Source organism: Enterococcus sp. DIV0436a, assembly GCF_051711605.1.
Classification (GTDB): domain Bacteria; phylum Bacillota; class Bacilli; order Lactobacillales; family Enterococcaceae; genus Enterococcus_B; species Enterococcus_B faecium.
This window is the reverse complement of record NZ_JBIONA010000001.1, coordinates 2,342,627-2,358,965: the sequence shown is the minus strand read 5'-3', so window position 1 is coordinate 2,358,965 and position 16,339 is coordinate 2,342,627. Positions and strand designations below refer to the sequence as shown.

The following is a 16,339-nucleotide window of genomic DNA, read 5'->3' as shown; positions in this document are numbered from 1 at the left end:
GATATCTTATTCAGATTCGTTTAAACCAAGATTGTATATTTTATCAAAATGAAAGATGAGGTGGACTATATGAACGGATTCACCAAATATTGGAATCGTCCTGATCGTGCTGCGTATTTGTTTTTAACTCCATCTTTTTTAGTTTTATTATTATTTACTGTCATACCGCTTTTAGGAACATTTGCTATTAGTTTTACAGATTTGAATATTTTCTTTACATCAAGAAATTTTGTAAGTTTTGAAAATTTCACACGTATATTTAGTGATGAACGAGCAGTTAATTCGTTGATTCATTCTTTATATTTCACCGTACTCGAAACGCCAACACAAATTATCGTTGGTTTATTAGCAGCAGTAGCATTATCTAAAAATACCAGATTCAATCGTTTTTGTCGTTCGACATTTTACATTCCAGTTATTTGTTCATTGACGTCAATTGCGATTATTTTTTCTATGTTGCTTGATCCGAATGTAGGGGCGATTCCTTACTTGTTTTCACAAGTCGGCTTGCCGATCCCTCAATTTTTTCGCGATCCAACCCTTGCTATGCCGACGGTAGCCATCATGACTGTTTGGAAGAATTTTGGTGTTACTATGACGATTCTCTTGACTGCTATTCAGGGAATCTCTCCCTCTTTGTATGAATCTGCTCAAATGGATGGTGCAACAAATCGACAGCAGTTTTTTAACATTACGCTACCTCAGATCGTTCCCTCCTTAGGTTTTTGTATTTTAACGAATCTGATTGGTTCGATGCAAGTGTTTGACCAAGTATATGTTGCAACCGCTGGTGGCCCACAATTTAAGACAGAAACAGCTGTTCAATATATTTACAGTCGAGGATTTACAGCACCTTATGAATTGGGCTATGCATCAGCACTGTCTTCGGTTTTGTTTATCATTGTTGCAACTATAGCTATCTCCACTAATGTGTACATGTCACGGAAAGAAAAACAAATGAAATAGGAGGGAAACCTGTATGGCACCAGAAAGCTCGATTACAGTTACTGTGAATAGTCGAAAAGCAGTTAGTGGTAAAAAAATCATTCGAACGATTAGTATGCTAGTTATATTGTTGGTTATTGCGTTTCCTTTTTTGTGGCTGATTATTTCTTCTTTTAAACACGAAAAAGACATTATCTCATTTCCGCCTAGAATATTTGCAGATAGCTATACCCTAGATAACTATATTAAGGTTTGGACAACGATCCCTTTATTAGATTACATCAAAAATACAGTGATTTTTGCTGGAGGGACAGTGATCACTTCTGTATTCTTTGATTCTCTTGCGGGGTATGCATTTGCTCGTATGCGTTTCAAAGGAAAATCAGTTTTGTTCTATTTCGTTTTGCTGACAATGATGATCCCATTCCAAGTCTTCATGATTCCTCTATTTATTGAAGTCAATTTGCTTGGCATGCTTGATACTTATGCAGGTTTGATCATTCCTCGTATGACAACTGCATTTGGTATCTTCATGATGCGTTCCTTTTTTATTACTTTACCAGATTCTTTGGAAGAGGCAGCACGCATTGATGGATTAAGTGAGTTTAATATTTTTTTGAAAATCATGTTGCCATTGAGCAAACCTACTCTTTTATCATTAGGGATTTTCACGCTGATGAATAGTTGGAATGACTTGCTTTATCCATTGATATTGACAAGTAGTTCAAAAATGAGAACTTTACCAGCAGGGTTAGCTTTATTTACGGGGCAGAACATTTCTTTTTATGGACCTGTAATGGCTGGAACGGTTATTTCAATGCTGCCATTACTAGTGGTTTATATTTTTGCACAGAAATATTTTGTTCAAGGAACAGCTATGTCTGGAATGAAAGAGTGAGGAAGATGAAAATAGTTGAGACTAAATTTTATGGACAGTTGATTGTGGTTTCTGATTACATCTTATTAGGTATTCTCTGGGTAATCGTGTGTTTGCCTGTTATTACTATCGTGCCTGCTACATGTGCTGTTTTTTATGTAATGGCGCAATGGAAAGGTGAGGGATCAGGAAATATCATTTATTTTTTCTTTCAAGGAATAAAGCAACATTTTGGTAAGAACTTGTTCCTTAGTCTGTTAACGATCATTATTTATTTTCTTGTTAATCAATTATTAGAAGAACAGACAATCGTACTTTCAATTAGTGGATATGTAGTTTCACTTATTTATTCCATGTTTCTTTTATCCTGGATATATGTGATTTCTGAAAACAAAGATATCACATTTTTACAAATTTTTGAACAAAGTGCATGGAAAGTATTTTTTGATTTTTTGAGAAATATTCTTTGTTGCGTATTGTTATTAGGATTTGTACTGCTCATATTTCTTTTCCCTCCTTTTATTTTTATCTTTGCTGGTGGCGTATGGAAACTTGTATCTATTATCTTGACTATAGGAAATGAAAGGTAGGGAAAGCTGTTGGACGAAGAAGTGAAAGTAAAAATCAGAGAGGATTTTACGGTAGGAGAGATCAGTTCTCGGCTGTTTGGCTCATTTGTTGAGCATATGGGAAGTGTCGTCTATACAGGGATTTATGAACCGGGCCATGAAACAGCTGATGGTGACGGGTTTAGACAAGATGTCCTCTCTTATGTAAAGGAATTAGAATTAGGTGTCATTCGCTATCCTGGAGGAAACTTTACATCTGGTTATGATTGGGTGGATACTGTAGGTAGGAAAGAACAACGACCAAAAAAAATTGATTTAGCATGGCGAGGTATAGAACCAAATTCTTTTGGACTCCACGAATTTTTTAAATGGATCAGTCATGTACAAGCGAAACCGATATTCACGGTGAATTTAGGAACAAAAGGAATTGATGAAGCAAAAAATTTAGTAGAATATTGTAATTTTCCAAAAGGAACCTTCTGGAGTGATTTAAGAATAAAAAATGGGCAAAAAAAGCCTTTTGGCGTTAAATTATGGTGTTTAGGGAATGAGCTAGACGGGCCATGGCAAGTGGGGGCTAAGAGTGCTTATGAATATGGTAGGTTAGCAAATGAAGCCTCAAAAGTCATGAAGTTAGTGGATGATTCAATTGAAACAATCTTAGTTGGAAGCTCTACGCCACGTTTACCATCGTACCCTGAATGGGATCGTATCGCATTAGAAGAAGCTTATGAGAATGTAGATTATTTAGCTTTGCATAACTATATTGATAAGTATGATGAAGAAGACTTGACTAAACCTCCTAAAAATGAGCGTGATGATACAGCGACATACCTTGCAAAAGCTTATCGATTCGATCGTCAAATTGAAGAAATCGTTGCTACTTGTGATTATGTAAAAGGATATTTGAGAAGTGAGAAAACAATGTATCTAGCGTTTGATGAATGGAATGTACATGCCCAACCGGAAAAAAGACATAGGGATTTTGAAGTCGGTAGTCCCATCGATTGGTGTTACTTTACTATGGAAGATACATTATTATTTGGTTCATTAGGGCTGGCTATTTTACGACACGCAGATCGCGTAAAGATTAGTTGTCAATCATTGTTAGTAAACACAATACCTTTAATACTGACAGATGCTAAAGGACAAGCATGGAGGAATCCAACTTATTATGTGATGCAACACTTATCGAAATATGCTAAAGGTCAAGTATTGGAACAACAAATCATTTGCCCTGTTTATGATTGTGAAAAGATAAAAAATGTTCCTTATGTGGACAGTGTGATCGTAGATAACGGCAATCAGCTGACTATTTTCTTGATCAATCGCACAAATGAACAACAAAAGATAACGATTGAACATGATTTCAATTTACTAGATCAAGGAGAGCACTATACATTAACCAGTAGCGATCTGTTGGACAAAAATACACGTGAAGAACCAGAAAAAATAAAACCTGAAATAAACTATTTTTCAATAGAAAAACATGACGAATTAAATGTAGAGATAGAAAAATACTCTTGGAATGTAATTAGAATAAAGAAAATGTGAGGAAATTTGTTATGATGAAGACACTTTATAATAATCCTATCGTTCGGCAACGGGCAGATCCTTGGGTATATAAACATACAGATGGTTATTATTATTTTACAGGATCGGTTCCAGGCTACCAAGTGATTGAATTAAGAAGGGCAAAGTCACTGAATGAATTAGAACATGCTGAAAGCCTGATTGTATGGCAGGCTCATGAAGAAGGACCGATGAGTGAATTGATCTGGGCACCTGAAGTCCATTATATCAATGGAACATGGTATATTTACTTTGCTGCAAGCAATCATAAAACTATACGTGATGAATCTCATCATCACCGCATGTTCGTACTTGAAAATCAGCATATAGATCCAATGAATACAGATTGGATAGAAAAGGGACAAATAAAAACGAAAAGGGAAACTTTCAGTTTAGACGGAACAACTTTCTCTTCCCAAGGAAAGCTATATTATGTGTGGGCCCAACAAGATCCTGAAATTACTGGGAATTCTAATCTTTATCTATCCGAAATGGATAATCCTTGGACGTTAAAGGGGAAGCAGATCCTCCTTTCTATACCTGAGTATGAATGGGAAAAACGGGGTTTTTCAGTAAATGAAGGTCCAGCAGTCCTTACTCGCAATGGGAAAATATTCATTACGTATTCTGGTAGTGCAACAGATGAAAACTATGCCATGGGCCTGCTGTGGGCTGATGAGCACAAGAATCTTTTATTAAAAGAATCATGGCATAAATTATCGGAGCCAGTATTCGTTTCTTCTGAAAAAAATAAGCAATTTGGTCCTGGTCACAACTCGTTTACGGTTTCAGAAGATGGGTGCTTTGATATTTTGATCTATCATGCTCGACCAGAGAAGAACCAAAAAGGGGATCCGTTAGACAATCCCAATCGGCACGCGAACGCGCAATGCTTTACGTGGAATGAGCAAGGATTTCCAGAATTTGGTGAACCTGTTCCGTATGCCTTATGAGCACAAGAAACCTTGATTTTTGCTTGAATAAACCTTGCAGACTCGTTATGATATATGTACGTACAAATAAAAAGGGGCAAGGCAAATGGCAAAATATCAAGATATTGCAGAAGAGATAAAACAAAAGATCCTTCGTGAGGAATACGAAGTAAATACAACCATTCCCTCAGAATTCAAGCTGCAAGAAATATATGACGTCAGTAGACATACGATTCGGCAAGCAATCGCTGTGTTGGTAAATGAGGGCTATCTGCGTAAAGAAAAAGGATCGGGCACATATGTAGATGACAGCTATAAGATAGAAAAAACACCATTGAACAGAACAAAAACGATCGGTGTCATCACCACATATCTCTCTGATTATATTTTTCCGTCGATTATCCGAGGAATCGAAAATGAATTACGAGAGTCTGGGTATTCATTGCTTTTAGCCAGTACGAATAACGATCACGAATTGGAAAAAGAGTGTTTGAAGAAAATGATTGCTTATGGGGTAGATGGTTTGATCGTTGAGCCTACGAAAAGTAATCAGTATAACCCAAACTTAGCACTTTATGTTGCTTTGAGAGAACAAGGCATTCCGATGGTGATGATCAATGCTGCTTATGAAGAGTTAAATGCCTCTTATATTTGTTTAGATGATGTGAAAGTCGGTTTTATGGCAGCAGAATATTTGATAAAAAAAGGACATCAGCGTCTGTTGTTCATCACAAAAATCGACGATCTTCAAGGAAAATACAGGATGAAAGGTTTTATCAGCGCGTGTGAACAGTATAATGTGCGTTTTTTGACGGAAGATATCATTACTTTCACCACGGAAACACGAGAAACAATCGCTGAAAAAACAGTACAACGGTTGAAAGAAGAACAAGCTTTAGATGGCATCATTTGCTATAACGATCAAATAGCTAGTTTAATGCTAGATAAGCTGACAGAAAATGGCTATCATATTCCAGATGACCTATCCATCGTAGGAACAGACGATTCTTCTTTAAGCCATTTAGGGAATAAAAAATTGACAACATTGACGCATCCAAAAGAAAAGTTGGGACAAGATGCCGCACGGTGGATCGTCACAACGATTGAAAAAGGACGGGCACAGCCAAATATTCTCTATGAACCTGTACTAGTTGAACGGGAAACAGTGAAAGAAAACGAAAAATAAGAGACGGGTTTTTACCGCCTCTTATTGCTCCTACGGTTACTCGTCGCAATGTTTGTGAGAGCTTTTGTCATCGCCCAAGGCTGAACGTTTCTTTCACCACCTCTCCACTAAACGGTGTTCTCCTACCAACTGGTCACAAGTCACAATATTCATCAAACATGAGAAGCTGTTTTTTGAAATTGTTCCTTGTGACTGGAGCTGAACGGCAGGCTCACAACCTCTTCCTTAAACGGTGTTCAAAAGCTTGCATCTGCGGTAATAAGCCTAACCAAACGAAAAATAGGAGGTTTGGATGTTCTTATTACTTGATGCAGGACAGCTTTTTCACAACCTCTGATTCACGGTGTTCCAGAAGTAGCTTCTTCGAAAATAAGCTGAAATTCCACAAAAATTTAAGAAGCAATTTTCGTATATTCCTTCTTATTTCTTGAAGCTGACCACTTCTGTCACAACCTCTTTAAGAATGATGGATAGAAATACGTTTAGGATAAGTTTTTTTAGATGCACTTTGTTCGATTTCCTCTAAAGATTTCCCACGAGTTTCTGGTACGATCTCTTGAATAAATAAAACCCCTAAAAAGCAGATGATCCCAAAAATACCGAAAACGATTTCTTGAGACATAGAAGCAGTCATCACAGGAAAAAGCAAGCCGACTAGGAAAGAACCAATCCAATTAAAAGAAGAGGCCAGGCCAGATGCTCGCCCGCGGACAGCTAGTGGGAATATTTCGCCTACGATTACCCATGTCAGTGGAGCCCATGTGCAAGAATAAAATGCGACATAAATACATAAAAACAAGAGAATCAACAACGAATTTGTATGAGCATCCAGTACAGTTCCTAAAACAGCTGGTAGGATGAAAGAAAGTCCCATCACGCTACCGCCTATTTTCAATAAAGTTCGCCGATTGAACTTGTCTGCAATAACCAAAAAGAGCAAAGAACCAGCAACTAAAATGATTCCTTGGATGATCGGCCACATCAATGCATCGCTCGCTGCATGCCCAGTCGCTTTTTCTACGATCAGCGGAATATAGTAAAAAATAGCATTAGCTCCTTGAAATTGCTGGAATACTGCTACACCAATACCGGCAATGACTAAGGAACGATATTTTTCTAAAAACAAAGTATGCCAAGAAGTTCCGGTTGTCTTTTCTTGTTTGACATTCAGCTGGATTTGTTCGAATTCCTGTTCAGCTTCTTTTGGTGTCCGAATATAGTTCAATACTCTTTTTGCCTCTTCCAAGCGGCCAGATTGCATAAGAAAACGCGGTGACTCTGGTAGAGCTAAAACACCGAAAAATAAAATCAGCGCGGGGACAGCAGCGAGTCCTAACATCACGCGCCAAGCCATCGTTTCAGGCAACCCTTTTAGCAAATAATCTGCAACATAGGAAAGGAGCATGCCAGAAGCAATCATCACTTGATTGATCCCTGACAATCTTCCCCTTAGTCTAGCAGGAGCCATTTCAGACATATAAGCAGGAACTAGGGCAGATGCAGCGCCAACAGCTAAACCTAGAAGAATCCTTGCTGCAATCAGAAAATAAGAACCATTGTGAGGGGCAGATGCAGAAAGGACAGAACCAGCCATAAAAATAAGTGCAGAAAGAAGAATCATTTTTCGTCGTCCAAGCTTATCAGAAAGAAGACCAGATAAAGAGCCGCCAAGGATCGCACCTAACATGACCGAAGACGTGATCCATCCTATCAAAGAAGCTTTACCTGCCAAACCCCAATCATGCTGTAAAAAAGGTAAGGCGCCGGTCATAACACCAATATCATATCCAAATAGAATGCCGCCAAATGCGCCAAAAAAATAAATAAACGATGAGGAAACTTTTTTTTCTTTTTTCATAAGTATTCTCTCCTTCTAGAATTTCGAGAAGGCGGTTGATCAGATTTTGTAAGCAATTTCATTTTATAACTTATGTACGTACAAAACAAGTGTTTTTTATTGTATTCTTGTAAATAACCGCTTGACATGTACGTACAAAAGTATACAATAATCATTGTAAGCGCTACTAAAAAGACGGTTTGATCAGGTTTGACGAGAAGGAGGGAGTTAAATCATTATGAAGGAAGTAAATGCGCAAAGTATGTTAGATGTCATAGATGGTCGTACATCTTTAGGGATTGAGTTTGGATCAACTAGGATCAAAGCTGTATTGATTGATTCATCTTTTACTCCTATTGCCGCTGGTAGTTATGAGTGGGAAAACAAACTAGAAAATGGTATCTGGACCTATTCATTAGAAGATATTTGGAAAGGACTGCGCGTCAGTTACCGAAAAATGGCAGCAGAAGTATTCGAAATCTATGGCGAGAATCTTACGACAATCGGGTCGATTGGGTTCAGTGCAATGATGCACGGTTATCTAGCATTTGATAGCAAGGAACAGTTACTAGTACCATTTCGTACTTGGCGAAATACAATCACTGAAGAAGCAGAACGAATATTAACGGAAAAATTTCAATACAATATTCCGCAGCGATGGAGTATCGCTCATTTGTATCAATCTATTTTGAATAAAGAAGAACATGTGAAAGAAATTAATTTTTTGACAACGCTTGCAGGCTATGTCCATTGGCAGCTTACTGGTGAGAAAGTACTAGGCGTAGGAGATGCATCAGGCATGTTTCCTATCGATCCTTCAACGAAAACCTACCATCAAGAAATGAAAAATATTTTTGGTCAGTTAATCGAAAAAGCGCACGTAGCGATTGACTTGGATCACATTTTGCCTAAAGTTCTAGTAGCAGGAGAAGAAGCTGGCAAGTTAAGCGAATCAGGGGCTTATCTGATCGACCCTACGGGAAATTTGAGACCAGGAATCCCGGTTTGTCCGCCAGAAGGGGATGCAGGAACCGGTATGGTCGCTACGAACAGTGTAGCCAAACGGACAGGGAACATTTCGGCTGGTACTTCCGCCTTCGCTATGATCGTATTAGAAAAAGAACTAGAAAATGTCCATCCGGAAATCGACATGGTCACTACACCTTCAGGAGAACTAGTAGGCATGGTTCATACGAATAACTGCTCTTCGGATATCAATGCTTGGGTCAGTATTTTTGAAGAATTTACCAATTCTTTGGGTATGGAGATAAGCAGAGATAAATTATTCACGGTATTATTCAACAAAGCGCTAGAAGGCGATACGGATTGCGGGGGATTACTTTCTTATGGTTATTTTTCCGGTGAAAACATTACAGGAGTAAATGAAGGAAGGCCATTATTTGTACGTACACCAGGTAGCCGTTTTGATTTAGCGAATTTCATGCGGATCCATTTAGCCAGTGCTTTTGGTGCAATGAGAATCGGAATGGATATATTGAAATCTGAGAATGTCCAAATTGATCGTTTAGTGGGGCATGGGGGGATTTTTAAAACACCAGAAGTTGGACAGCGGATTCTAGCATCTGCTATGGAGGCACCAGTTACAGTGATGGACACAGCCGGAGAAGGTGGAGCGTGGGGAATCGCGTTATTAGCAGCCTATATGATGGATCGACATGGGAAGTCTTTAGAAAACTTCTTGGCAGAAGACGTGTTTGGACAAGACCAAGGAATCACTATCACACCTTCAGCAGAAGAAATAGCAGGCTATCAGATATTTATGAGACGTTACCGTGAGGGGATCGACATTGAAAAAACAGCGATTCATCAATTGCAAGAAAAAGGAGTGACAGAAAATGCTGGAACAACTGAAAGAAGAAGTGTATCAAGCAAATCTTGACTTGCCTAAACATGGACTCGTCAAATATACATGGGGAAATGTGAGCGCTTTTGATCCTGAAACACGATATTTCGTTATCAAACCTAGCGGAGTCAGTTATGAAGAGATGACAGCAGACGACATGGTCGTTGTGGACTTGGACAATCATATCATTGAAGGTAAACTCAATCCCTCTTCGGATACGCCTACTCATGCTGTTTTATATCGTTCATTTCCTCAAATCGGAGGAATCGTCCATACTCACTCGACATGGGCGACGATCTGGGCACAAGCAGGATTGGATGTTCCTGCGATGGGGACGACGCATGCAGATACTTTTTATGGATCGGTACCTTGTGCTCGATTTTTGACACAACAGGAAATCGACAGCGGGTACGAATATGAAACAGGAAAAGTTATCATAGAAACATTCAAAGAACGCAAAATTGATCCCTTAGCAATTCCAGGGGTACTTTTACACGGACACGGTCCATTTACTTGGGGGAAAGATGCGCAAAGTGCGGTAATGAACGCAGTCGTACTAGATGAAGTATGCAAGATGAATTTATTTACCAGACAGCTCAATTCATTTTCAGAAGAGCTGCCTCAACGGATTTTAGATAAACATTATTTACGAAAACACGGAAAAAATGCGTATTACGGACAAAACAAATAAAAGGAGTGGCTAATTATGTTGAATATTGGAGAAAAAGAATTTTGGTTTGTTGTAGGATCACAGCATTTATATGGGGAAGAAGCACTGCGAGAAGTAAAGAAACATGCACAAGAAATGGTCGATGAACTGAATGAAAATGGCCAATTGCCTTATCCAATCCGCCTTCAAGAATTAGCAGTTACTGCTGATACGATCACAAAAATCATGAAAGAGGTCAATTATCGAGAAGAAGTAGCAGGTGTGATCACTTGGATGCATACTTTCTCACCAGCAAAAATGTGGATCCGCGGGACAAAGCTTCTACAAAAACCATTGCTTCATTTAGCTACTCAGTATAACGAAAGCATTCCTTGGAAAACAATCGATATGGATTTCATGAATTTAAATCAATCCGCTCATGGCGACCGCGAATATGGGTTCATCAATGCTCGATTAAATAAACAAAATAAAATCGTTGTTGGCTACTGGAAACGACCTGAGATCCAAAAAGAGATTGCTGATTGGATGGATGTTGCAGTAGCCTATAATGAAAGTTTTGGAATAAAAGTGGCTCGTTTTGGTGACAACATGAGAAACGTGGGTGTCACAGAAGGAGACAAAGTGGAAGCACAGATTCAATTTGGTTGGACTGTTGATTATTTTGGTATCGGAGATCTTGTACAAGTAATCGATCGCGTATCAGACGAAGAAGTCGATCAATTATTTGAAGAATACAAGGAATTGTATACCTTCGACTATGGTGATTATGAAGAAAAGACATGGGAGGAACATGTAAAAGTACAAGCTCAGCAGGAAATCGGTATTCGCCGTTTCTTAGAAGAAGGAGGCTATAACGCTTTTACGACTAATTTTGAAGACCTGTATGGAATGAAACAACTACCTGGACTAGCTGTACAACGTTTGATGGCAGAAGGATACGGTTTTGCCGGGGAAGGCGACTGGAAAACTGCAGCGATTGATCGGTTGCTGAAAATCATGGCTCGAGGGAAAGATACAGGATTCATGGAAGATTATACTTACGAGCTAGCTAGTGGCCAAGAAGCAATCTTGGAATCCCATATGATGGAAGTAGATCCGACGCTTGCTGCGACGAAACCAAGAATCGTTGTTTCTCCTTTATCAATGGGAGATAGAGAAGATCCGGCGCGTCTTGTATTTGATGGGAAAGCAGGAGAAGGGGTAGTCGTATCGATGGCAGATTTCGGTACGCATTATAAACTGCTGATCAATGAAGTAGAAGCCTTTGAACCAACGACTGAAGCACCTAATTTACCTGTTGCACGTGTGTTATGGAAAACTAAACCGAATTTCCATGAAGGTGTCCATTCATGGATTCAGGCAGGTGGCGGTCATCATACCGTTGTCTCGCTAAATCTAACAACAGATCAAATTGAAACGTGGGCAAAATTAGTTGAGTTGGAAACAGTGGTTATTAGATAAAAAGAGGTTGTGAAAAAGCCGCTTAGTTTTAAGAAATAAGAAGAGATTGACGAAATTTGCTTTTCAACTTTTTTGAAATTTAGTCTTATTATCAATGTCAGCTAACGGAACACCATTTATCAAGATATCTCACCCTCAATATTTTGCTCTCGAAAATAAGGCTTATGGCAGTAACTTGTCATAGCCTTATTTTTATCACTAAGCCTACTCTGCTCTAACTGCTCTTTTTGCTTCTAGGAAGTCAAATGGTAAACAGTTGTCTAATTGCAGAAATTTCGAGATACTTGTTAGTAAGGAGGGGGTTTTATGTATCACGTTCATTTGATTGATGCTATTCCAGAACAAGAGATAGAAAAGTTACAAGGGGAATATTTCAAAATAATAGATGATTTGCCAGCCGAAGGAATAGTTATTCGTAGTACGAAAGTGAAAGATGAATGGCTTACACCAGATTTGCTAGCAATTTCAAGAGCTGGTGTTGGGGTGAACACGATCAACGTTGAAAAAGCTTCTGAAAACGGGACGATCGTCATGAATACACCAGGTGTAAATGCTAATGCAGTAAAAGAGCTTGTTTTGTGCTGTTTGCTCTTATCTTCCCGTCCGATAATCGAAGCAAGTCGTATGGTACAAACACTAACAGGTCCTAATATTTTAGAACAGGCAGAAAACAAAAGAAGTGCTTATGTGGGACGAGAATTGCAAGGCAAAGCCATCGGTCTTCTTGGTCTTGGAGCGATAGGCACAAAAGTAGCGCTAAGTTGCTATAGCTTAGGGATGGATGTCTTGGGTTATTCTATCCGCGATGCCCAGTTGGATTATGTTCGGCAAGCAGATTTAGAAACAGTTCTTTCTACCTCGGATTACATCGTAGTCATGCTGCCGTTGACAGAAGATACAAAAGGATTGATCGATCAGGCGAATATAGAAAAAATGAAAAAAGATGCTGTACTTATCAATGTAGGAAGAAGTGAAATTGTTGATAAATATGCTGTTATGCAAGCATTGGAAAAACAACATCTGGCTAAATACGTGACTGATTTTCCAGAAGAAGAGTTCTTAGAAAATGACCGTATACTTATGTTGCCTCATCTAGGGGGATCGACTCAGGAAGCTTTGGCAGACAGCGGACGTTTGGCAGTTGAAGCCTTAAAAGATTATCTTTTGTTCGGTACGGTTAGAGAAGCGGTCAATTATCCATCCGCACGAATGTTTTTCCAAGCGCCGTTTCGATTCACTATATTTTATCAAAAGAAAACCAATATATTAGCAGAGATATTTTCTCTGCTGAATGAGAACGAGCTAGCGATCGCAGATATATCGCGTAACCATAAGAATGAGCATGTCTACATATTGATTGACATAGACAGTACTGATTTTGAACAGCTCAATCAAGTGAAACAACAGCTAGAAAAAATTTCTGGAGTACGAAAGGTCCGCTTATTAAAGAAACCAGAAAGGCCATAAAGAAAGAGAATATTTGGATTTCATTAATTCTTCTTTCCGTTCTTTACTTTCGAATTTCGTACAACTAAAATAAGAGAAGCAACATTCTTTTATTGATAGAAATGAAGGAGCAAGCATTTGAAAAGATATATAAGCAGACTTTCGACCAAACAGAAAAAGATTTTAAAAGGAACAGCAGCAATCATCAGTATCTTTTTTCTTGTTGTTTTTAGTAATTTATTTTTGCAGTGGTGTCAAAATGATCTATCCGTAGACCTTGCGTTGAAATTTGCTTTTTCTTGGCATACGGAAAAATTCTTCTTAGCCTGTCTCGTCTTGCTGATCATTCTTATTTTTCTGATTGCACTAGCAGGATCTGTCCCTTTAGGTTCCCTTACGTATGTCGTAGCCATCGGTGTATTAGGTTTTGCAAATTATATGAAAATGAGTTATCGGCAAGAACCGATTTATCCAGACGATTTGAAGATGATCACTGAAATCGGATTGCTGAAAGATATAACCGGCACTATGCTGTTTACAGTGATCTTAGCTGCCGCAGGAACCGTGCTAGGATTGTTTTGCTGGTACATGTTTCGAAGCCTGAAAAAAGGAAGGCGATTCCAATTGATCCGATTAACGACACTGCTTGTGGCAATTGGACTGTTAGGGTATATCAGTAATTTCAACAATCCCGATAATTTGTTGCGAAAAGCATATAATAAAACGGCACTATGGATACCTTACAGCCAGAAAATGAACTACTATAACACTGGTTTTATCGGTGGTTTTTTGTACAATCTGAAGGTAGAACCAATGGATGAACCTGAAGGATATTCGAAAGAAAAGATCAAAGAAATCACTGAAAAATACCAGAAGCTAGCCGATGAAAAAAATAAAACTGTAGAGGAAGAGTCGCCGAACATCGTGTTCGTGATGAGTGAAAGTTTCTCAGATCCTAGTCGATTAAACGGCGTAGAAGTATCTGGTGAGCCATTGGCAGATTATTATGAAGTAGCTGATCAAACATATAGTGGCAATATGCTTTCTCAAAACTATGGCGGTGGAACAGCAAATATCGAATTTGAAGCATTGACTGGTTTTTCTATGGCGTTGTTTAATGCGCAACTCACCACCCCTTACACGATGCTTGTACCAAAAATGGATCAGCTTCCTTCTATCGTTTCAGCGTTAAATGCACAATCATACCAGACGACAGCAATCCATCCATACAATACTTCGATGTATAAAAGAGAGGATGTTTATCAGACATTAGGATTTGACCAGTTCATCAGCGAGCGTACGATGACCTATACGGATACGATAGAGAATAATCCATATATTTCTGATGAGTCAGCTTACAAAGAAATAATGACACTTCTCAAGGAAGAAAAAACACCTCAGTTCATTCATTTAGTCACGATGCAGACACATATGCCTTACAATGGAAAGTATGATAAACTGGACTATTCTGCAGAAATTTCAGATGGAAGTGGGACGCTTGACTTAGAGAATTATCTGCAAGATATTTCCTATAGCAGCACGGCACTGAAGCAGTTCACGGAAGAATTGAAGAATCTTTCTAGAAGGACTCTAGTTGTTTTTTGGGGGGATCATCTGCCAGGAATCTATTCAGATACGATCCAAGCCAAAAATGATAAACAAACATTACATGAAACACAATTCTTGATGTTTGACAGTAAAGGGAAATTAGAAAAGCAAACGACTCAAGATGCAATCACCAGTCCGTTTTATTTTGCAGCGAATCTAATGGAACAGACGAATCAGACAACAAATGGCTTTTATCAGCTGCTTTTATCATTAGAACAGGAACTTCCGGCGTTTGAACGAGAACTGTACTATCAAAACGGACAGTGGTATAAAGAAGCGCAATTCAATCGCTCGCAACAAGAGATTTACGACGAATATCAATTGATCCAATATGACATTGTCGCAGGGAAACAATATAGTTTAGCAGATGGTTTCTTTGAGCACGAATAAGAATGGCGAGCTGTATAGAAACCATTAAATTTTTTCAAGTACTTGTCATTTGAGGATAAAAACAAGTAGAATAAATAATAACAACAATGGAGAAAGTAGGAAAACGAACATGTTACCGAATATTGGCTATTATGTGCAGTCCATCGATCAAATCGTCAAGGAAACAGAAGCAATCGGAGAAGGAATGCATCCGAAATATGAAGTGATCAGAAACGCAATCGATGAAGGAAAAACAAGTGACCTGGACAAATCGACTCTTGAAGAGATCATCCTGTTATTTGAAGAAGGAACAAAAAAATATCGGGCAATGCTTAAGAAAGTCAGTACTTTGCGTCCACCAGCAAAAGCAATGGGCATTCATAAAAATTTTGAAAAAGCTTATCTTTCATATGTAGCAGGCTGTGAAGAAATGATTCAAAGTATCGATCTTGAATCAGGGGTAGATGAAGATCTATTCAATACATCTGAAGCAAAACAAGACCAAGCGACAGACCAATTGACAGCTGCCATCCAAAAAATGACTAATTTGTTGTTGAAAAAATAAAAGAAATCTTTGATAACAATAAAAACTAGAGTTATCTAATATAAATGTAATATTACCTTTATGATAGAGTGATCAAAATCCTTTATGATAATGACATACCTATAACCAACAACAACCTTGTACTTACTCAAAATCGAGTAAATACTCCTTTTCCGTCGAGTCTAACCATCTCGGCGGTTTTTTATTTGTAGAAAAGAACATCAGGATAGACGGAAAAGTCTTGTCCTGATGTTCTTTTCAGATAGTATGGAAAGCTGATTAGTTTTCTACATTCTGTACATATTGTTCAAAGTAGTTCTGTAAATCGGCTTTGAGTTTCTGATATTCCTCTTCGCTATACTCTTTATCTTCGATTTTCCCATCAAAGAAAGGAATATTTAGTTCTTCCCGTAGTCTGTCTAATACGTCTTGCTGATTCATTTCATTCTCCTTTTCTTA

General features: G+C 38.4%; 15 protein-coding genes. 12 read left to right on the top strand and 3 right to left on the bottom strand.

Translation table 11 applies throughout. The annotated features are described in order from the left end of the window. Positions 1–69: 69 nt before the first annotated feature. The 6 genes from IGL15_RS11645 (at position 70) to IGL15_RS11620 (ending at position 6,081) form a co-directional block, all read left to right on the top strand. Positions 70–966: a carbohydrate ABC transporter permease gene (locus tag IGL15_RS11645; protein WP_002287294.1), complete on the top strand. Its 897-nt coding sequence runs from the start codon at positions 70–72 to the stop codon at positions 964–966. 13 nt (positions 967–979) lie between these two features. After that, complete coding sequence (locus IGL15_RS11640; protein ID WP_002287292.1) at positions 980–1,843, top strand: carbohydrate ABC transporter permease; 864 nt, start codon at positions 980–982, stop codon at positions 1,841–1,843. 5 nt (positions 1,844–1,848) lie between these two features. After that, positions 1,849–2,412 (top strand): YesL family protein, encoded by a 564-nt coding sequence (locus IGL15_RS11635; protein ID WP_002297690.1) that lies wholly within the window; start codon positions 1,849–1,851, stop codon positions 2,410–2,412. A gap of 21 nt (positions 2,413–2,433) precedes the next feature. After that, complete coding sequence (locus IGL15_RS11630) at positions 2,434–3,945, top strand: alpha-N-arabinofuranosidase (RefSeq protein WP_002324208.1); 1,512 nt, start codon at positions 2,434–2,436, stop codon at positions 3,943–3,945. An 11-nt stretch (positions 3,946–3,956) separates the two neighbouring features. Further along, the gene (locus IGL15_RS11625) at positions 3,957–4,916 is read left to right on the top strand and encodes a glycoside hydrolase family 43 protein (RefSeq protein ID WP_104765433.1); all 960 of its coding nucleotides are present in this window, start codon (positions 3,957–3,959) and stop codon (positions 4,914–4,916) included. Positions 4,917–5,001: 85 nt separating this feature from the next. Next, complete coding sequence (locus tag IGL15_RS11620) at positions 5,002–6,081, top strand: GntR family transcriptional regulator (protein ID WP_104765434.1); 1,080 nt, start codon at positions 5,002–5,004, stop codon at positions 6,079–6,081. A 457-nt stretch (positions 6,082–6,538) separates the two neighbouring features. Here IGL15_RS11620 and IGL15_RS11615 read toward each other — a convergent pair whose 3' ends face one another. Then, complete coding sequence (locus IGL15_RS11615) at positions 6,539–7,939, bottom strand: sugar porter family MFS transporter (protein WP_002287287.1); 1,401 nt, start codon at positions 7,937–7,939, stop codon at positions 6,539–6,541. Between the two features lie 217 nt (positions 7,940–8,156). Between IGL15_RS11615 and IGL15_RS11610 the strand changes: the two genes are divergently transcribed. The 4 genes from IGL15_RS11610 to IGL15_RS11595 all read left to right on the top strand — a co-directional run bounded on the left by IGL15_RS11610 (position 8,157) and on the right by IGL15_RS11595 (position 13,380). Continuing rightward, on the top strand, positions 8,157–9,818 hold the full coding sequence (locus tag IGL15_RS11610) for a xylulokinase (protein ID WP_104765435.1): 1,662 nt from the start codon (positions 8,157–8,159) through the stop codon (positions 9,816–9,818). Then, on the top strand, positions 9,775–10,473 hold the full coding sequence (locus IGL15_RS11605) for an L-ribulose-5-phosphate 4-epimerase (protein WP_002287284.1): 699 nt from the start codon (positions 9,775–9,777) through the stop codon (positions 10,471–10,473). Before IGL15_RS11610 ends, IGL15_RS11605 begins: the two co-directional genes overlap by 44 nt. Positions 10,474–10,488: 15 nt before the next feature. Further along, a complete protein-coding gene (araA, locus tag IGL15_RS11600) occupies positions 10,489–11,913 on the top strand; it encodes an L-arabinose isomerase (RefSeq protein WP_002287282.1) in 1,425 nt (474 codons plus the stop codon). Between the two features lie 306 nt (positions 11,914–12,219). Continuing rightward, positions 12,220–13,380, top strand: a complete 1,161-nt coding sequence (locus IGL15_RS11595; RefSeq protein ID WP_002325394.1) for an NAD(P)-dependent oxidoreductase — start codon at positions 12,220–12,222, stop codon at positions 13,378–13,380. Here the strand turns inward: IGL15_RS11595 and IGL15_RS11590 are convergent. Next, a complete protein-coding gene (locus IGL15_RS11590) occupies positions 13,357–13,497 on the bottom strand; it encodes a hypothetical protein (protein WP_002321042.1) in 141 nt (46 codons plus the stop codon). The genes IGL15_RS11595 and IGL15_RS11590 overlap by 24 nt on opposite strands. Between IGL15_RS11590 and IGL15_RS11585 the strand changes: the two genes are divergently transcribed. Together IGL15_RS11585 and IGL15_RS11580 are read left to right on the top strand one after the other, a co-directional pair. Further along, a complete protein-coding gene (locus IGL15_RS11585) occupies positions 13,498–15,357 on the top strand; it encodes an LTA synthase family protein (protein WP_104765436.1) in 1,860 nt (619 codons plus the stop codon). It abuts the gene before it with no gap. 109 nt (positions 15,358–15,466) lie between these two features. Further along, positions 15,467–15,901 carry a hypothetical protein gene (locus IGL15_RS11580; protein ID WP_002297703.1) on the top strand — a complete coding sequence of 145 codons (435 nt, stop codon included), beginning with the start codon at positions 15,467–15,469 and terminating at the stop codon, positions 15,899–15,901. Between the two features lie 258 nt (positions 15,902–16,159). On the opposite strand, the gene IGL15_RS11575 is transcribed toward IGL15_RS11580, so the two are convergent. After that, entirely contained in the window at positions 16,160–16,321 is a 162-nt protein-coding gene (locus IGL15_RS11575) for a hypothetical protein (protein WP_002287277.1), read from the bottom strand. Between the last annotated feature and the right edge of the window lie 18 nt (positions 16,322–16,339).

What these genes read in the sequence shown, in the direction of transcription:
- IGL15_RS11590 (WP_002321042.1), bottom strand. Translation starts at nt 13,497, where the DNA reads ATGCTTGCTCCTTCATTTCTATCAATAAAAGAATGTTGCTTCTCTTAT.
- araA (WP_002287282.1), top strand. Translation starts at nt 10,489, where the DNA reads ATGTTGAATATTGGAGAAAAAGAATTTTGGTTTGTTGTAGGATCACAG.
- IGL15_RS11580 (WP_002297703.1), top strand. Translation starts at nt 15,467, where the DNA reads ATGTTACCGAATATTGGCTATTATGTGCAGTCCATCGATCAAATCGTC.
- IGL15_RS11635 (WP_002297690.1), top strand. Translation starts at nt 1,849, where the DNA reads ATGAAAATAGTTGAGACTAAATTTTATGGACAGTTGATTGTGGTTTCT.
- IGL15_RS11625 (WP_104765433.1), top strand. Translation starts at nt 3,957, where the DNA reads ATGATGAAGACACTTTATAATAATCCTATCGTTCGGCAACGGGCAGAT.
- IGL15_RS11620 (WP_104765434.1), top strand. Translation starts at nt 5,002, where the DNA reads ATGGCAAAATATCAAGATATTGCAGAAGAGATAAAACAAAAGATCCTT.
- IGL15_RS11645 (WP_002287294.1), top strand. Translation starts at nt 70, where the DNA reads ATGAACGGATTCACCAAATATTGGAATCGTCCTGATCGTGCTGCGTAT.
- IGL15_RS11640 (WP_002287292.1), top strand. Translation starts at nt 980, where the DNA reads ATGGCACCAGAAAGCTCGATTACAGTTACTGTGAATAGTCGAAAAGCA.
- IGL15_RS11575 (WP_002287277.1), bottom strand. Translation starts at nt 16,321, where the DNA reads ATGAATCAGCAAGACGTATTAGACAGACTACGGGAAGAACTAAATATT.
- IGL15_RS11605 (WP_002287284.1), top strand. Translation starts at nt 9,775, where the DNA reads ATGCTGGAACAACTGAAAGAAGAAGTGTATCAAGCAAATCTTGACTTG.
- IGL15_RS11610 (WP_104765435.1), top strand. Translation starts at nt 8,157, where the DNA reads ATGAAGGAAGTAAATGCGCAAAGTATGTTAGATGTCATAGATGGTCGT.
- IGL15_RS11595 (WP_002325394.1), top strand. Translation starts at nt 12,220, where the DNA reads ATGTATCACGTTCATTTGATTGATGCTATTCCAGAACAAGAGATAGAA.
- IGL15_RS11615 (WP_002287287.1), bottom strand. Translation starts at nt 7,939, where the DNA reads ATGAAAAAAGAAAAAAAAGTTTCCTCATCGTTTATTTATTTTTTTGGC.